Origin of the sequence: Bizionia sp. M204 (assembly GCF_023205095.1) — a bacterium.
In the GTDB taxonomy this organism is placed as follows: Bacteria; Bacteroidota; Bacteroidia; order Flavobacteriales; family Flavobacteriaceae; genus Algorimicrobium; species Algorimicrobium hallyeonense.
Map to the genome: position 1 here is coordinate 1723658 of NZ_CP046242.1, position 18410 is coordinate 1742067.

Consider the following 18410-nt stretch of genomic DNA (forward strand, 5'->3'; position numbering starts at 1 on the left):
AGACATTACAAAAAAAAGCTTCAGGTTTACTGAAGCTTATATAATTTTAGTCGGCGTATTTATCTATTGAATAATCAGCTTTTCAATCGTCTTAAATCCGTTGCTCTTCAATTCAATAAAATACAGTCCTTGAGGTAAATTAGCAACATTAAGAGAAAGCATATTACCTTCTAATATGGGATTCGATGTGGATACTAATTTTCCGGTTACATCAAAAACTTGGATCTGAATGGTATTCATGTTTCCCTTACTAAACTCAAAATTAACCACCGTATTTGCTGGGTTTGGATACATAGTATAATTAACGGATGCAAATTCACCAACGGACAAGTTCGCTACAAACTCGGTTTCAAACGTATTGGTGGTAATAGCTGGATTAAAATCGAAATAAATATCGGCTGTATTTGGAATCAGATCACCTTCAGAATAACCTGGCAAAGGTTTGATTTTAAAATACACATAACCATGGCTATTGGGTTCGTCCATACTTTCGCTTGGAAGGTTTATAGCATCAAACTGCCATGTTAAAGCATTGTCAACTCGGGTCACAGTATAATCATGACTCGCCTTTAACATTTTAAAAGACGCTGGATCCAATTGATTATCTAATACATCTTCCACTCTAATTTCAAGTGCTTCAGCAGTACCTAAATTTTGAAAATTAATGGTGTAATACAGATAGTCTTCACTTGTAAAATCGTCTAGTTTAATTTCTGGACCATGGGATTCTGTTTTATCATTTGGGTCATACGAATTTACAACCGCTTGTGTTATCGTAGAACTGTTATTACTAAAGTCCAAATCCGTTTCACTGTAAACTACAGAATTGGTAATAAAATCGCCAATATTTAAACTGGTTGGCACATCTAATTGTACAAGAACTTCTTCTTCCATACCAGGCATTAAATTATTGAAATTTAATATAAAACTAGTACTTGTATTCGTAATCGTATTTCCTGGATTTAAACCTAAAACGGTATTCAATGTAACCAAAGCATCATGCGTAAATTCAACAGAACCTGAAACAGGAATAGTTCCTAAATTTTCAACAACCAGATAATTAGTTGAAATTTGACCTGGTCTTGGTGGTGTAAATGAAAATAAACTAACGCCAATATCGCTACAAGTGCCTATAGATGTCAGCGGAAAATTAACCGCTACGGTTTCACCTTCAATAGGTGATACATTTTCAATTAATGTGGTTGTTTGTGATAAACAAGTATTATAAATCTCATAAATCTCAAAACTGACATCATAGGTATCTCCTACTTGCGTGTTTGGAATAATAAAACTACCATAAGATGAATTGACATAGTTTATAACACCATCATTATTCATTTCATAACTAAAAAGTCCTTCATTAAATTTCACTTCTGAATCATCAAAAATAGAATCGCCATTTTCATCTAGAAAGGCATTGACTACAATAGCGTTTTCAATCTCCAAACAATATACAGACAACTCGATAGGTGTAAATGCACCAGACTCACAACTAACAGAGGCATCAGAATCTATTACAAATGAAATGGTATCACCACTAGCAGCGAACAATAGACCAGCTAAATTACCGTTATTATTTCCTTCATAAATAAGGGTGTTATCCGTGTCATAAACTAATAGATTATCACAACAGGTCTCCAACTGGCCTGATGTAAAAAACAAGGTTATTGGCGAACCGTTGTCACTCGTATAAACATATTGGGTGGTATCATTATTAGTGTAACAAATAGTTACAGTTTCTTGACAACCAACGGCACAATTAGAATCAACAACCAATTCCAATGTAGTAGTTGCAAAACAGCCATCCGATAGATTATCTACACGCACAAAAACGGTTTGAACGCCTGCTATAATATTTGTATAATTAATCGAATTTAAAACATTTGTCCCTGTTTCCGCGTCAGCCCGTGTTTCGTAATAGCTAACGGCATAGTCATTGAAATTTAATCCACCTAAAATTTCTAAATCCTTATCGTTTAAGTTAAACATGGCAAAACCATCTGCTGTACCATCTAAATCGCAAACAATTAATGGGGAAGGCGCAGTTAACGCGATAGATTCTTCAACAAGTAATTCAATGGTGCTAAAACCAGCACAGCCAGTTAAAAGGTTGTCTCCTCTCACATAAATGATTTGAGGGTTACTCGTATTCGTAAAACTCTCTGAAACAAGTATTGGGTTATTGAAGTTAACGGCATCAACTTCCGTTTCATAAAAAGTTAATTCAACATTTTGCTGCCCATTAAGTATTTGAGGCAATACATCTGTTATATTAAATTGGGCAATACCATCGTTGGTTTGGTCATCACAAACCATCAAGGTTACATTCTCTAAATCAGCACTTTCTGATACATTTAAAAAGCAAGAGGTATAAACAATACACCCTGTATTAGGATCTAATACTTTGGCTATTATTTCTTGATTGTTGGGAATGATATTAACATAAGGGCTTAATAGAGGATTAGTATCGTTTTGAGCATCCCTAGCAGATGCATAATATGAGAATTCAAAACCTGAATTTGGAGCTAAAATTAATTCTGATAAAGCGTCTAAATCAAACTCTGCAAAACCAGGAGTCGTACTGCAAGCTTCCATTTCTGCGGGAGACGTAGCTGGCATTAAATCAACTTGTATGGTAAAGGAGCTGGTTTCAAAATTGCCAGAATCCAAATCTTCCACACGAACAAATATGGTTTGCGGATTCGATGTGTTTGTATAACTGCTAGGATTTGAAATAGCATTATTACCAATTTCGGCATTAACTAAACTTTCGTGGTACGTAACAACACTGCAAGTTGAGCCACCCGATATAATAGCTGTTTGTTGGGTTAAATCAAACATTTCATTCGTCACATCACTACACATTTGAAGATTTACTGGTGCTTCACCAATTAAGCTAGTGTAAACTATAATATCTTCAGAATACGTTTCATAACCAAAAAAGCTGAAATTGAAATAAGACGTTTCTACGGTATAGGTTTCATCCGCAGTTGGACAAACAGTAACTATGGGACTTGTACTAATTATTTGTCCAGAACCGTTAGACCATTGATAGGTGTTTTCTACAACCGTTCCTGACGGATTAAAACGCCATGCTTCATTGGTTGCTTCCCAAGCGCTTGTATTTCTACCAGGCGGCACCACAGCAACAGTTCCTGCTGGATTTTGAATACCTATTACGGCATTACCATTATTCCAGACAGAACAACTTGGTTTATCTTGTAAATAGACTTCTATAATATTGGTGGTTTCATACAAAACCATCATTTGCGTGGTTTTTAGATCATCACATTGAAAATGAGGCCTATTATTATAACTTATTACTATTGATCTAAAAGGTGCTTCTCCAATGATTTCCCAATTAATCTCACTTCCTTCCTCATTAGAAATATTCATATCGTGCATAGCTCCAAAAATATTTGCTTGTGAAAAAGCATTAGCCGTATTATTCGGTAATGTATCCGTGAAATTCCAAAGATGAAAATTATTTGCGTTTTCAACCTCAAAAGTTACAGCACCATTTTCACTAATCAACAATTCAGAATATGTAGAACCGAAAAAACTAAAATCAAATGGCAAATTAATGACATCGCTCCATCTGTCATCTAATTCTAATACATTATTCAGTCCAACAAAATTAGTTGGTGGATTAAACGGAATACTAGCAACATCATAATTACTTGTTTCTTGAATGTCTGGAAAATTAATTGTTAAGTCTGAACAACCGGTACTACAATCAGTATTCTGTGTGATAAGGGTAGATTGTGAATAATTGTTGACCGTAAATAGTACAGTAATTAATAGAAAAAGTAGTTTTTGCTTCATAATAATTTAACTTTGTGCAGTTAAATATAGATAATTTGATGATTACCAAGGTTATTTCAAGTACACAAAATCCATTCATAAAGGAATTGGTGCTTTTAAAAGAAAAATCTAGAGCTCGAAAAAAGTCTGGATTGTTTTTGATTGAAGGTGCTCGGGAGATTGGTTTGGCACTGAAAGGTGGTTATGAAATAGATACCATTTTGTTTTATCCGGAATTGTTTTCAGAAGAAGCATTAAAGAAATTAATAGGCGATTTTAATAACTGTATAGAAGTCTCCAAAGACGTCTATCAAAAACTAGCGCATCGGGATACGACTGAAGGTGTTTTGGCAGTTACGAAAACAAAAGAACATGTTTTAGAATCTATAACTTTAAAAACAGAAAACCCCTTAATCCTCGTTGCTGAAGCACCCGAAAAACCAGGTAATATTGGTGCTTTATTACGAACGGCAGATGCCGCAAATGTGGACTTGGTTATTATTGCCAACCCAAAAACGGATTTGTACAATCCAAATATTATACGCTCTAGCGTTGGTTGTGTGTTTACCAACCAAATTGCTATGGGTTCCACTTCAGAAATTATTGCATTTTTAAAAGAAAAACAGATTCCTATTTACTGCGCCGCTTTGCAAGCCTCTGTAGGTTATCATACTCAAGATTACACCAAATCAACGGCCTTGATTGTTGGCACAGAAGCCACAGGATTAAGTCAAGAATGGCGCGCTGCGGCTACGCAAAATATTATTATTCCCATGCAAGGCGAAATAGATTCCATGAACGTCTCTGTTGCCGCAGGAATTCTTATTTTTGAAGCGGTTCGCCAGAGGCTAATGAGTAATTAACAATTAGCGATTAATAATTACCATATGAAAGATAATATCATAGCAATCAAGTCTTACAACTTTGCACTATCCATAGTGTTTTTAAGTAAAAAGTTAGTCGAAAATAAGGAGTATGTGCTATCGAGACAAATTTTAAAATCAGGCACATCCATTGGCGCTAATGCTGAAGAAGTCATTGGAGGCATTTCTAAACGAGATTTTAGAGCTAAAATGTCCATTTCATATAAGGAAGCTAGAGAAACACATTATTGATTAAGACTTTTAAAGGATTCCAAAGATATTACTGCTGAAGAATTTAACGCTCTTGAAAATGAACTTTCAAGTATTTTAAAAATATTATTTAAGAACATTCAATCCTCAAAAGAATAATTAATTACGCATTATTCATCATTAATTTTTATGACCGCAACCACCCTATTCTACATCATCATAGCCATCATTATAGTAGATTTTCTTGTCGATAAAATCCTCGATGCTTTAAATGCCAAACAGTATAACGATCCTATTCCAGAAGAATTAGATGATGTTTACAATGCCGAAGATTATGAAAAATCCCAGGCCTACAAAAAAACCAATTACAAATTCGGCATTATAACATCCACATTTTCACTAGTACTTTCATTAGCGTTTCTATTTTTTGATGGCTTTGAATTTATTGATAATGTAGCGAGAAGCTATTCTGAAAATCCAATCATCATCGCTTTAATATTCTTTGGAATTATTATGATTGGGAGCGATATTTTAACCACACCCTTCGCCTATTATCAAACCTTTGTGATTGAAGAAAAATTCGGATTCAACAAAACCACTAAAGGCACTTTTTTATTAGACAAGATTAAAGGTTGGGGAATGATGGCTGTTTTAGGTGGTGGCATTTTAGCACTAATTATTTGGTTTTATCAAGCATCGGGCACATACTTTTGGCTATATGCTTGGGGACTAGTTACGGGCTTTACCGTTTTTATGAACATGTTTTACGCCCGCTTAATAGTGCCGCTATTCAATAAGCAAACACCTTTGGAAACAGGTGAACTTCGGAACAAAATTGCAGCTTACGCAGAAACCGTCGGTTTTACTTTGGATAAAATTTTCGTGATCGATGGCTCAAAACGAAGTACCAAAGCCAATGCGTATTTTTCAGGTTTTGGAAGTGAGAAACGCGTAACACTTTATGATACCTTGATTACCGACTTAGAGGATGAAGAAATTGTAGCTGTTCTGGCGCATGAAGTTGGACATTATAAAATGAAACATATTATCTTCAACTTGGTAATGTCCATATTGCTAACTGGATTAACCTTGTATATTCTTTCAATTTTTATTTCAAATCCACTTTTATCAAATGCCTTAGGTGTGGAAATACCGAGCTTTCATGTTGGGTTAATAGCCTTTGGTTTATTGTATAGTCCTATTTCCGAAATTACCGGATTAATTATGAATTGGTTCTCTAGAAAATTTGAATACCAAGCGGATAATTATGCTAAAAACACCTACGCTGCAGATCCGTTGATAACCTCGCTTAAAAAACTATCAAAAAATAGTTTGAGCAATTTAACACCACACAAGGCGTATGTGTTTATGCATTATTCGCATCCAACACTTCTGCAACGAATGAAGAATTTGAAATCTTAATTTTTATTAATTCGGCGAGCTTTTGGTGGCATCGTGCCAAAAACGCGATCCCAAAAAGTATTAGAAACACCAAATGCCTTATTCGGGTATTGATAGTGGTGCAAGCTATGGTGATGCCATAGGTTTTTAAACCGTTTAGGCGGACGCATAACATGGGTAGCACGATGCACAAAAGAGTATAATAAGTATCCCACAAAAAAGCCAGGAAAAAAACCAAAAACTAAATTGGTTATACCTAACAACCAGAATATTGTAAAAAAGAAACCAAATAATAAGGATGCTAAAATAATTCCGGGAACAGGTGGCATAAGTAAACGTTCTTCATCTTTTGGATAATGGTGATGAGCACCATGCATAACAAAATGAAACCGTTGGGACCATTTGGCTTCGGTTACCCAATGAAATACATACCGATGTAAAACATATTCGGCAAATGTCCAGAATAAAACTCCCAAAACAAATAGACCAACAAACTGAAAAACACGTAAACCAATAATTTGAATAGCTAAATAGCTTAAGCCAATAATTACTATTCCATAAATTACAATATTGGATACAGGATCCGTTTTCGTTAAACGTTCTAAAAAAGGGTTCTTAAAAATTTGGGCTTGTCCCGTTTTAAAATCGGTCGTTACCTTGGGTTTCATAATGCGCTATTTTAGGTAAAAATCTATTCACTAAGCTATTGAAAATAATACAAAAAGTGAAATTTTAATATGAAATTTGTTCTATTTAAACGATATTTAATCTAAAATTGCACCATGAGAGATTTAAAATTAATTTGGGATTTTAGAGGGCCAGATGCCTTAAAAATTGCAGAACATCATGAAATTCATTTAAAAGAATACATTCAAAGTCAAAAATTAGATTTAGAAATCACAGGTTTTCATGCCGAGAATGATATGCATGCCATTGCGTTTATGGTGGTTCCCGAAAATATCATGAAACCCATTCGCGATGCGTTAAAACCTCATCGTGGTCAACTTTATACCGAAACATTATGATTTTAACAGCTGCTATATTTATTATTTGTGCCATATTAGTCTACAACTTTAAATTCTACGATTTAATTGCAGGCTTCAACACCATGTCTGATGACGAAAAAGCAACTTATAATATTGAAAAAATAGCACGCTTGTTTGCCATAGTCATGTATAGCATGGCTGGCATTATACTTATAGGCTATGCACTTTCCAAATGGTTGGACAATGAACAAATAGGTGCTTATGGCATTATTATAGCCACTTTATTGGGTGTGCCGTTTCTCTTGATAAAGGCAAATTCCAAGGCGTATAAAAAGGATTCTGAAAACGATTAGTTATCGCGAGTAATTAGGCGATTCTTTTGTAATAGTAACATCATGAGGATGACTTTCATTGATTCCGGAAGCTGTTATTTTCACAAATCGTCCCGTCTCTTTTAACGTCTCCACATCTTTGGCGCCACAATATCCCATTCCGGCTCGTAACCCACCAACAAATTGATGAATACTCTCATGCAATTCCCCTTTATAGGGTACACGCCCTACTATACCTTCAGGTACTAATTTCTTAATATCGTCTTCTATATCTTGGAAATATCGATCTTTACTTCCTTGTTTCATGGCCTCTACAGAACCCATACCACGGTAGGACTTAAATTTTCGACCTTCATAAATTATAGTTTCGCCTGGCGACTCTTTAGTTCCTGCTAAAAGCGATCCTAACATAACAGAATCCGCTCCTGCTGCTAAAGCTTTTGGAATATCTCCCGTATAACGAATTCCGCCATCTGCAATTACTGGGACACCCGTACCTTTTATAGCTGCTGCCACCTCTAAAACTGCTGAAAATTGCGGAAATCCAACGCCTGCCACCACACGTGTGGTACAAATAGATCCAGGTCCAATACCAACTTTAACCGCATCTGCTCCGGCTTCTACTAAATATTTAGCCGCTTCCGGTGTCGCAATATTTCCAACAACCACATCTAATTGTGGAAACTTGGCCTTTACCTGCTTTAAAATAGTTACCACACCTTTAGTGTGTCCATGAGCCGTATCAATAATAATAGCATCAACACCAGCTGCCACTAATGCTTCGGCACGTGCTAAGGCATCACCCGTAACACCAATAGCTGCGGCTACACGTAAACGACCAAAAGAATCCTTATTGGCGTTTGGTTTTTGTGTCAGTTTCGTAATATCACGGAACGTAATTAACCCAATCAATTTATTGTTAGCATCAACTACTGGAAGTTTTTCAATTTTATTTTCTTGGAGAATACCTTCAGCATCTTGTAAAGAAGTACCTTTTCCGGCTGTAACCAAATTTTCAGAAGTCATAACTTCTATTATGGGACGGTCGTTGTTTTTTTCAAACCGCAAATCCCGGTTGGTAACTATACCTTTTAAAACACCATGGTCATCAACTATAGGAATTCCGCCAATACTATATTCCGCCATATTTTGTTTGGCATCACCAACTATGGCCGTTAAAGGCAAGGTAACCGGATCGATTATCATGCCACTTTCGGCACGTTTTACTTTCCGTACTTTAAATGCTTGCGCCTCAATAGTCATGTTTTTATGAAGTACGCCAATACCACCTTCTTGCGCCATGGCAATAGCCATTTTACTCTCGGTTACCGTATCCATAGCAGCGGATACAATAGGTACATTTAACGTAATATTTCTTGAAAATTTGGACTTAATGCTGACTTCGCGAGGTAAAACTTCAGAGAATGCTGGTACTAATAAAACGTCGTCATACGTTAATCCTTCTCCTAAAATTTTGTTGGTGTGTGCTATCATGATGCAATTACAGTTATAATTGCGTGCAAATATACAATTTATATAAAGAAAATTGTTTTAAGTTTCTTATAAATTATTCATAGCGTTTTTTACAATACATACGCAATTGGTTTAAAGCATACTGATACCGTGAATTCTGATTAGAAATATCGCCTTCAAATCGAATGGCTTTCGGTACCATCAAACTATAAAATCCGTTACCTTTTGCCATTTTTTCAATGGTTTTTAACGTGTTTTCATCAATATCATTATAAATAGGTTGGATCCAATCCCACTGCTCTTTATATAATATAGTTTCATCCCAAGCTAAAGCGGCTTCCGATTTTAAAATGGATTCCGAATGATAAAGCGTTTTTAAACTTGAAAATACTTGCCTAAAAACCGTTTCACTGCCTTGATTGGCATATGATTTAATGGATTTATTAGTAAAAATAGTGAATGGAAATGCTTTGGTTAAACGTAATTTGGTTGAAATATAATGTGCCATTTTTGGCCATACAACCTCGTGTCCTTTGTCAGATATTGCCATATAATACCATTGGTAAAAATCACGTCGTTGCTTTATGGTGCTGTACTCTGAAGCTAATTGATTTTCTAAATTAAATGTATTGGCTTGTTGCCAGACGTGGGTGTTTTTCCGCCTGTCTGATGTTAACCAATCCTTTTCAGATAACACAGATTGGCCCGTTTCTTGTTGATAAACTTTTAGGCATGGCCATTCTGAAGCAGTGCTTGTTAAAGGCAACAGACTTATGAGTATAAAGCAATATTTAATCATTAAAACGATTTAAAAATATAAAGCAAAATACAAGAAAAAATTAAAGAACCCGTTTTTTAGAAACAAAGAGTTGCTTTAAAATAATTAAAATGGAAATTGTGTACGTTAAGGTCATTAAAAACCCAGAAAGCATGACGATGTATTTCATCCAAAAAATTTCTAACCACAAGAAATATAAACCTCCAAAGGTTAAGAGCACGGAAATAAACGGTTCAACAAGTAATAAAGTCTTAAGTTTCGTATTAAGTTCTGTGGTACTCAAAATTAAACCGACTAAAAGGAAAATTAACGACATGGACAGTATATGGTTATGAACCAATGTGAGCATTTCCTTTTCGCTTTTTTTAAACTTCATAACAGTAGCAGACTCATCATTTTCATTACCTAAATATTGTTCTTCAATACCATTAGGATTCGTCGAGGAGGTCTCTGAAACAAATAATAACCCGGTGTAGAAACCAACACTTAACACAATTACAAAGGCCCCAATTAGCAGTTTAATTTCTTTTGGAAAGGAATAGATAAGGCCGTTAAGTTGCATGTTATAGTATGTTTTTAGAACGAAGTATTTTAAGCGATTTGAGAAGATTATTCACCGCATTGGTCATAGATCTAACAGAAATAGTAGCACCTGAAATAGCCACAATATTCTGCTGATATTTTAGTTCATCATTTTGCGTTTTCCCAATAAACTGTTTAAGCCAACGTTTACTGCCTATTTCGCCTCCATAATCTTCACGATACGCCAGTACTTTTGTTTTAACAATTACCAAATCCGTATCCAATAATACCAAATAATCAAAATCATCGGTTTTACTTGGCGCCTTATTAACATAGGCGTAGCCTAGTAATTTATTTTCAGTTTTTATTTCAAAAAAATTATCCGTTTCAAAAGTAGCTGGCAATGTTTTCGCTACGCTAGGTGAAATTACTTTTTCCTTAAAGGAAAAAGTTTCAATGTCAAATGTGTTTTCTATTTCGGCATCAACTTTTTTCTGAATGCTTTTGGATAGACCAACAGACAAACCTAATAAAATGATAATACTCGCAATTTTTAAATTCATAGGGCAAAGATACTAAAAATACTAAGCGCATTTTATGACTATAATGTCTAATAGCTAAAGTGGTTTACCAACCTACTTTAGCTAAAAGACAAATAAAAACTAAATCAATAAACTAACGGCTTAAAACCAAACACCAATTCCAACATTTAGCTGATTGGGTGTTTCAAATTCTGAAGCGTTATTTTTTATTTGATAGTCGGCTTTCACAACAGCGCCTGGTGTTAACTTATAACTTAAACCAAAAGTCCATTCATCTCTATTATAAGCATCATTTCTAACCAAATCACCACTTACAGAGGCCTGTGTATCATAATCTTCATAGCGTGTAAAAGCGTAAAGTTGTTGCTTTTTAGTTTGAGGTAATAAGTTAAAAGCTGCTTCTAAATACCAACCTTGTAAGGCACTTCCTAAATCACTACCAGTTGCTACATTATAAGCTTCCGTATCGGTTAGGTTCGCGTAAATAAACTGACCGCGAGCTGCAAAACGCTTTTTGGCGTATCGGGCATCAAAACCTACCATACTCATACCAACGGTTGCGCCATCCAGCATATCTACATCATCAGGTGCCTGTGTTTTTCCAAAATATCCAGATAGTCCTAAACGCAATCCTGGCAATCCGTAATAATCTAATTTAGCAGAAAAATTAGGCGAATTAACGGTTGATTGAATTCCTTTTTGACGGCCACCTCGAATACCATTGCTTCCACCTAATTTTCCGGAAGTAATAACACCGTCTCCATCAGAATTTACAGATTTAAATCCATTGAATATATAAGCCTGATATCCTAAAGAAATATCATTAAAACGCCCTGAAACACCCACACCAATTTCACGCCATGTAGTGGGCACAATGCTTTTATCCATGCTTGGTCTTTCTACCCCGTTAAAAGTGGTTGGCTCATGGTATTCATTAACTATACCCATTGGCACTAACATTAAACCACCTCTTAAATTTACATTATCCGCTATGCTGTATTGCAAAAAAGCTTGCTCCACAAAAACCTCCTCAACATGTTCCAGTTCTACTTCTGTAACAAACTGAACTTTATCACTAAATTTATACCCAAATAATAACACCAAACGCTGAACATCTAATTCCCCGTTGTCACCATCAGGCTGATTGTAAGTCACTTCGCCATAACCTCCCACCGTAACCCCAGAACTCACATTTCCTGACAAAATGCGTTGTGCAGAGTTTTGTTGATCTTTTGGACTAATGTTTAAAGAGTCTGGAACGGTTTGTGAAAATGTAATAGCACTTGTAAAGATGGCTATTCCTAGTAGTAATTTTTTCATCGTTTATTTAGATTTAATATAAATAGTTAAATTTTCGTGTGCAAAAGTAATATGCAATTTTACTTAGGACAAGTTTATTTAGATTTATTTTAAATTAAAATAGCGATTTGCTTGTAAGTCGCTGAAAACGTGAAACGTATTTTTTAAAAAAAATTAATGGTAGGTGCTAAATATTTTAGTGGCTTCATTATAAGCGCTTTCAAAACACAAAGCATTTAAATCTGATTTTTTCTGAGTGGTAAAATAAGACAGTAATTTTTCGGTGGGCATATTCCCTGTTAAATCGTCTTTAGCCATAGGGCAGCCACCAAAACCTTGAATAGCACCATCAAACCGCATACAACCCGCTTTGTAGGCGGCATCTACTTTTTCAAACCAACTATTAGGTGTGGTATGCAAATGAGCACCAAATTCTATTTGTGGATATTTAGGTATCAAATTAGAAAATAAATAGTCAATGTTTTCAGGGTCAGACGTTCCCACAGTATCACTTAACGATAAAATTTTGACACCCATATTACTCAATTTTTCAGTCCACTCACCCACAATATCTACATTCCACGGATCACCATATGGATTACCAAATCCCATGGAAATATAAACCACGACTTCCTTATTGGATGCATCAGCTATTTCTAAAATTTCATGTAAGGTTACTACAGATTCGGCAATGGTTTTATGGGTGTTTCGCATCTGAAAGTTTTCAGAGATTGAAAATGGATACCCTAAATATTGAATGGGTGCATGTTTAGAGGCATCTTCAGCACCACGTGTATTGGCAATAATAGCCAGTAGTTTACTCGTCGTTTTACTTAAATCCAATTGCGCTAAAACCTCGGAAGTATCTACCATTTGAGGAATGGCTTTCTGCGAAACAAAACTGCCAAAATCAATGGTGTCAAATCCAACACGCAAAAGCGATTGAATATATTGTACCTTCTGTTCTGTAGGAATAAAAGCCTTAATGCCTTGCATGGCATCTCTTGGGCATTCAATAATTTTAACTAGTTTACTCATGGGTTTCAAAGATACTAAAGAATTGTATCTACAAAAATGTTTTCATGAAAACTACCACAAAATTAAAATAGCAATACCTATAAACACCACAATTTGAAGCCATTTTAAATACAGTCCAATATGCTTATGCCCTTTGATATAAACCGAAATAGAGCCTGCCAAAATAGCTATTCCAGAAAAAATAATTAAGGACACGGCCATAAACAAAAATCCTAAAATATAGAATTGCCATACCGTTGACAGCGAATCACTAAAAAGAAAACCTGGAAAAAATGCTAAAAAGAAAATACTCACCTTAGGGTTTAATACATTCATTATAAAACCCTGTTTAAATAATTGACCCACAGACTTTTTAGGAACCTGTGTTTCAGAAATGCTTAAATCACCAGAACTTTTAAAAACTTGAAAGGCGAGATAAAGCAGATAAGCTGCACCAAATAATTTAATTATAAAAAATATGGTATCGTTATTTTTTATCACGGCCGAAACACCAAAAGCTAAAAGGGTGGTGTGAATAATACAACCAGAAATTAATCCAGAAACAGTTGCTAAACCAAACTTTTTGCCATGCGTTATACTTTGCATTAACACATAAATATTGTCCGGTCCTGGCGAAATAGCCAAAGCTGCCGTTGCAAGCATAAAAGATATGAGAATATCGTGGTTCAGTGTTAAAAATTTAGAAATCAAAAATAGTTAAAAGAAACGGGGCGTCATTATAAAATCATTTTACCTGTTATTTTTTTTTATATTGCGGGCTAAGAAACATTTAGCTTATGCCTACTTTTACACAAACAAAATCAACCTTATTTTTACTTGTTGTGGTTTTATTTCAAATTTCAGCATTTTCACAAGAACAAAACTGTGGAACTATGGAGACTGCAGAATCTTTACAATTCTTTGAAAACAATAGACAGCAGATATTAGAGATTGAAGAAAACTTTTTAAACAATGCGCAATTTCGCGCTTCCAACCCTATAACATCTGTCCCTGTTAAGGTGCATATTATTAGAACCTCTGCCGGATCTGGTGGTTTATCAACAACAGAATTAGATGATGCCATGGCAATCATGAACGGTTTTTATGCCAATGCCAATTTAGAGTTTTTTGTATGCGATGGTATAAACTACATCGATAGCGATGCCTATTATGATTTTCAAGATGACCAAGAAGCCGTTTTAACTTCCGCTAATAACGTTCCCGGTTTAATCAATATATATTTCACAGACGCTGTTACCAGAGTGAGTAGCGGAACTTCTATTTGTGGATATGCCTATTACCCTGGGGGCGATGACACGATTTTAATGGTGAACTCCTGTGCCAATAATGGTAGTACTTTAGCCCATGAAATGGGTCATTTTTTTAGTTTACGACATACCCATGGTGGAACACCTAATGAGCTTGTGGACGGATCAAATTGTTCTACAGAAGGTGATTATATTTGTGATACACCCGCAGATCCAACGCTGTCTTATTCCAACGTTAATTCCTCATGTACATATACCGGAGCTGATCTTGATGCCAATGGCGATTCTTATGTACCACAGACATCCAATGTTATGTCCTACTCGAGAAAAGAATGTCGCACAGAATTTACACCTCAACAATACGCCCGAATGTATGCCACATATACCTTAACACGAAATAATTTTAATTGCGCTAGTATTGACGTTGATTTTACGGCAGATGTAACCCAAAGCTGCCAAAGCGCATTGACCGTTGCATTTTCTGAAACTTCAAATGGAGCAACAAGTTGGGCTTGGGATGTTGATGGTGATGACATTACAGATTATACAAGCCAAAACCCAACCCATACCTATACTACCCCAGGTTTGTATGATGTTAAATTAACGGTTTCCAATGCGCAAAACACAATTTCTAAAAGTTATGTGGAATATATAAAAGTTGGTGCAACAGAAACCCTTCCCATAAGTCGTAATTTCGATTCAACCACGGATATCACAGAAGGTGGCTGGACGGTTAAATCCAATACAACCGCTAGTTTTACTTGGGTTTTAAATTCAGGTTCAACGCCTTCAACGGGTAGTGGTCCCCTAACCGATGCTTCGGGTTCTGGCAATTATATTTTTGTAGAAGGATCCAATGCTGTAGCTGGTGAAGTAGCCGAGTATATTACACCTTGTGTTGATATGAATATAGGTAATGCTGTCTTGGAATTTGATTACCACATGTTTGGTCCGCAAATGGGCGAACTTCATGTAGATATTGACACAGGTTCTGGATTTATAAATGATATTACGCCGCCACTTATTGGTCAACAACAATCCACAAATGCTGACCCCTACTTAAATAGATCTGTAGATTTAGCCAGCTATGCTGGACAAACGGTACGTTTCAGGTTTAGAGCTATTAGAGGTTCTAGCTGGAGTAGCGATATTGCCATAGATAATATCCTTATTCAAAACACCTTGAGTAGAGAAACATTTAACACAGATTCTGTTCGTATCTTTCCAAATCCGGTTCAGGATCACACCTTGAACGTAAAATTACCTAATAATAGCTATGAGGTCACATATAATATTACAAATATGTTAGGGCAGATAGTAACATCTGGAACCCTGAAGGATATGATTGATGTCTCTACATTAACACCTGGCACCTACTTTTTATCCCTAAACCTAAATGGTAACAAAGTCATTAAGAAGTTTATAAAAATGTAAGTTCAGTTTAAAACAAAAAAAACACGCTATACGCGTGTTTTTTTGTTTAATAATGCTTTGTTAATGGATTTTATCAATTTAGGTCCTTCATAAATAAAGCCTGTATAGACTTGAACCAAATCAGCACCAGCGTCTATTTTCTCTAAAGCGTCTTGAGCTGAATGAATACCGCCAACACCAATAATGGGAAATGCTTTACGACTCTTTTCGGCAAGATATTTTATAACCTTAGTAGATTTGTCTTTAATGGGCTGACCGCTTAATCCACCATTTCCAATTTCTGTTAATAATTTTGGTGATGCTTTTAAACCACTTCTATCCACAGACGTATTACTCGCTATAACCCCATCCAAATTCGTTTCAGCAATTAGCTCAATAATTTCATCTAATTGCGTGGTATTTAAATCTGGCGCTATTTTAAGTAAAATAGGTTTTTGCTTATTAAAACTTGTATTTGCTTTTTGAACAGTACTTATCAATTCCAACAAATAGTCTTTATCATTCAATTTGGCATGACTCCCAACATTAGGACAGCTTACGTTTAGTACAAAATAATCTACGTAAGGATGTAACGCATTAAAACAGCTAAGGTAATCTTTGGTGTAATCTTCGGGTTTGGTTTGGGTATTTTTCCCAATATTTCCACCAATTATCACCCTTCCTTTATTGGTTTTTAATTGTGCAATAGCTGCTTCAAGACCTTCGTTATTAAAACCCATCCGGTTAATAATGCCTTTATCCGCCTTTAAACGAAACAGACGTTTTTTCGGGTTTCCCTCCTGCCCTTTTGGTGTAACGGTTCCTATTTCAATAAAACCAAAACCAAAATTCACCAATTCATTATACAAAACGGCATTTTTATCAAACCCAGCTGCTAATCCCACAGGGTTTTTAAAAGTAAGCCCAAAAACTTGGCGTTCTAATTTGGCATCTTCAATAACATAAAGACGTCTAAAAATAGCGGACATTCCAGGTATTTTAGAGGTTGTTTTAATTAAGGAAAATGTGAAATGATGAATTTTTTCGGGGTCGAAAAGAAAAAATAAAGGTCGGAGGAGTACTTTGTACATGTTTCAATGTTTGCACAAAAGTAATTCTAAATAAAAAATTGCGCAATTCAAATGATAAAAATTTCAATAATCGTAAATTTGCAGCCATATTTGTAAAACATTCAAATTCATTTCAAATGATATCAAAGGAAAATATTATAAAACGTTTTGTAGGCTACGTAACAGTTGATACCGAATCCGATCCAAATTCAGATACCACACCAAGTACTGCCAAGCAATGGGATTTGGCAAATGCTTTAGTTGAAGAGCTAAAAGCCATTGGGATGCAAGACGTTACCATAGACGAGAACGCTTACATTATGGCAACGCTTCCAAGTAATGTAAATCATGAGGTGCCAACTATTGGGTTTATATCGCATTTTGATACATCGCCAGATTTTACTGGTGCCAACGTAAAACCCCAAATTCATGAGAATTATGACGGCAAGGATATTGTTTTAAATGCAGAAAAAGACATTGTTCTTTCACCTGATTATTTTGAGGACTTATTGTTATATAAAGGGCAAACTCTTATTACTACGGATGGCACAACACTTTTAGGTGCTGATGATAAAGCTGGGATTACCGAAATCGTTTCGGCCATGGAATACCTCATTAAAAATCCTGAAATTAAGCATGGGAAAATTCGCGTAGGCTTTACACCCGATGAAGAAATTGGTCGTGGTGCGCATAAATTTGATGTGCAAAAATTTGGTGCCGATTATGCGTATACCATGGACGGTAGTCAAGTTGGCGAATTAGAATACGAAAACTTTAATGCTGCTGGGGCTGTGGTAACCATTCAGGGTAAAATAGTACATCCGGGTTATGCTAAAGGTAAAATGGTAAACTCCATGTATATTGCTACGGAATATATTAATTCGTTACCGCGATTAGAAACACCAGAACATACGGAAGGTTACGAAGGTTTTTTTCATTTACACACCATGACGGGCGAAGTGGATCAAACCACATTAGAATATATTATTCGGGATCATGACAAGGAGCATTTTGAGGCCCGAAAGGAAGTGATGGAGAAGTTAGCCATCGAAATTAATTCGCAATACGGCCGGGAGGTTATTACCATTGAAATTAAAGACCAATATTTCAATATGAAAGAAAAAGTAGAGCCTGTTATGCATATTGTGGATATTGCTGAAGAAGCCATGATACAACTAGGAATTAAACCACTTATTAAAGCTATTCGTGGTGGTACAGATGGTTCGCAATTAAGTTATATGGGATTACCATGCCCTAATATTTTTGCAGGTGGCCATAATTTCCATGGGCGTTATGAATATGTGCCTGTAGAAAGTATGATAAAAGCAACAGAAGTAATTTGTAAAATTGCAGAATTAACGGCATCAAAACATAAATAGATTGCCCTTTTTAAATGAACTTATTATTTAACACCTAGCAGACTAATATTTAC

17 protein-coding genes are annotated in these 18410 nt (G+C 35.5%); 7 read left to right on the plus strand and 10 right to left on the minus strand.

Annotated elements, in window-relative coordinates; genetic code table 11:
• Nucleotides 1-63: 63 nt before the first annotated feature.
• Complete coding sequence (locus GMA17_RS07795; protein WP_248395047.1) at nt 64-3825, minus strand: T9SS type A sorting domain-containing protein; 3762 nt, start codon at nt 3823-3825, stop codon at nt 64-66.
• A gap of 38 nt (nt 3826-3863) precedes the next feature.
• Here GMA17_RS07795 and GMA17_RS07800 point away from each other — a divergent pair, with 38 nt between their 5' ends.
• From GMA17_RS07800 to GMA17_RS07810, 3 genes are all read left to right on the plus strand, one after another.
• Entirely contained in the window at nt 3864-4667 is an 804-nt protein-coding gene (locus tag GMA17_RS07800) for an RNA methyltransferase (RefSeq protein ID WP_248400632.1), read from the plus strand.
• A gap of 24 nt (nt 4668-4691) precedes the next feature.
• On the plus strand, nt 4692-4919 hold the full coding sequence (locus GMA17_RS07805) for a four helix bundle protein (protein ID WP_248395048.1): 228 nt from the start codon (nt 4692-4694) through the stop codon (nt 4917-4919).
• 147 nt (nt 4920-5066) lie between these two features.
• A complete protein-coding gene (locus GMA17_RS07810; protein WP_248395049.1) occupies nt 5067-6299 on the plus strand; it encodes a M48 family metallopeptidase in 1233 nt (410 codons plus the stop codon).
• On the opposite strand, the gene GMA17_RS07815 is transcribed toward GMA17_RS07810, so the two are convergent.
• The gene (locus GMA17_RS07815; protein ID WP_248395050.1) at nt 6296-6946 is read right to left on the minus strand and encodes a sterol desaturase family protein; all 651 of its coding nucleotides are present in this window, start codon (nt 6944-6946) and stop codon (nt 6296-6298) included. The genes GMA17_RS07810 and GMA17_RS07815 overlap by 4 nt on opposite strands.
• Nucleotides 6947-7060: 114 nt before the next feature.
• Between GMA17_RS07815 and GMA17_RS07820 the strand changes: the two genes are divergently transcribed.
• Together GMA17_RS07820 and GMA17_RS07825 are read left to right on the plus strand one after the other, a co-directional pair.
• A complete protein-coding gene (locus GMA17_RS07820) occupies nt 7061-7303 on the plus strand; it encodes a hypothetical protein (protein WP_248395051.1) in 243 nt (80 codons plus the stop codon).
• Nucleotides 7300-7617, plus strand: coding sequence for a DUF3784 domain-containing protein (locus GMA17_RS07825; protein WP_248395052.1), 318 nt, complete (start codon nt 7300-7302; stop codon nt 7615-7617). The genes GMA17_RS07820 and GMA17_RS07825 overlap by 4 nt, the downstream gene beginning before the upstream one ends.
• Here GMA17_RS07825 and guaB read toward each other — a convergent pair whose 3' ends face one another.
• The 7 genes from guaB to GMA17_RS07860 all read right to left on the minus strand — a co-directional run bounded on the left by guaB (nt 7618) and on the right by GMA17_RS07860 (nt 13890).
• A complete protein-coding gene (gene guaB, locus GMA17_RS07830; protein ID WP_248395053.1) occupies nt 7618-9090 on the minus strand; it encodes an IMP dehydrogenase in 1473 nt (490 codons plus the stop codon).
• 73 nt (nt 9091-9163) lie between these two features.
• The gene (locus tag GMA17_RS07835; protein ID WP_248395054.1) at nt 9164-9868 is read right to left on the minus strand and encodes an Insecticidal toxin complex protein; all 705 of its coding nucleotides are present in this window, start codon (nt 9866-9868) and stop codon (nt 9164-9166) included.
• Nucleotides 9869-9908: 40 nt separating this feature from the next.
• Entirely contained in the window at nt 9909-10409 is a 501-nt protein-coding gene (locus GMA17_RS07840; RefSeq protein WP_248395055.1) for a hypothetical protein, read from the minus strand.
• A 1-nt stretch (nt 10410) separates the two neighbouring features.
• On the minus strand, nt 10411-10932 hold the full coding sequence (locus GMA17_RS07845; protein WP_248395056.1) for an FMN-binding protein: 522 nt from the start codon (nt 10930-10932) through the stop codon (nt 10411-10413).
• Between the two features lie 120 nt (nt 10933-11052).
• Complete coding sequence (locus GMA17_RS07850) at nt 11053-12231, minus strand: hypothetical protein (RefSeq protein ID WP_248395057.1); 1179 nt, start codon at nt 12229-12231, stop codon at nt 11053-11055.
• Nucleotides 12232-12384: 153 nt separating this feature from the next.
• The gene (locus GMA17_RS07855; protein ID WP_248395058.1) at nt 12385-13248 is read right to left on the minus strand and encodes a hydroxymethylglutaryl-CoA lyase; all 864 of its coding nucleotides are present in this window, start codon (nt 13246-13248) and stop codon (nt 12385-12387) included.
• A 51-nt stretch (nt 13249-13299) separates the two neighbouring features.
• The gene (locus GMA17_RS07860; protein WP_248395059.1) at nt 13300-13890 is read right to left on the minus strand and encodes a LysE family translocator; all 591 of its coding nucleotides are present in this window, start codon (nt 13888-13890) and stop codon (nt 13300-13302) included.
• Between the two features lie 134 nt (nt 13891-14024).
• Here GMA17_RS07860 and GMA17_RS07865 point away from each other — a divergent pair, with 134 nt between their 5' ends.
• The gene (locus GMA17_RS07865; protein WP_248395060.1) at nt 14025-15929 is read left to right on the plus strand and encodes a T9SS-dependent choice-of-anchor J family protein; all 1905 of its coding nucleotides are present in this window, start codon (nt 14025-14027) and stop codon (nt 15927-15929) included.
• 26 nt (nt 15930-15955) lie between these two features.
• Here GMA17_RS07865 and GMA17_RS07870 read toward each other — a convergent pair whose 3' ends face one another.
• Entirely contained in the window at nt 15956-16999 is a 1044-nt protein-coding gene (locus tag GMA17_RS07870; protein WP_248395061.1) for a quinone-dependent dihydroorotate dehydrogenase, read from the minus strand.
• Between the two features lie 116 nt (nt 17000-17115).
• Between GMA17_RS07870 and pepT the strand changes: the two genes are divergently transcribed.
• Complete coding sequence (gene pepT / locus GMA17_RS07875) at nt 17116-18357, plus strand: peptidase T (protein ID WP_248395062.1); 1242 nt, start codon at nt 17116-17118, stop codon at nt 18355-18357.
• The last annotated feature ends 53 nt before the right edge of the window (nt 18358-18410 follow it).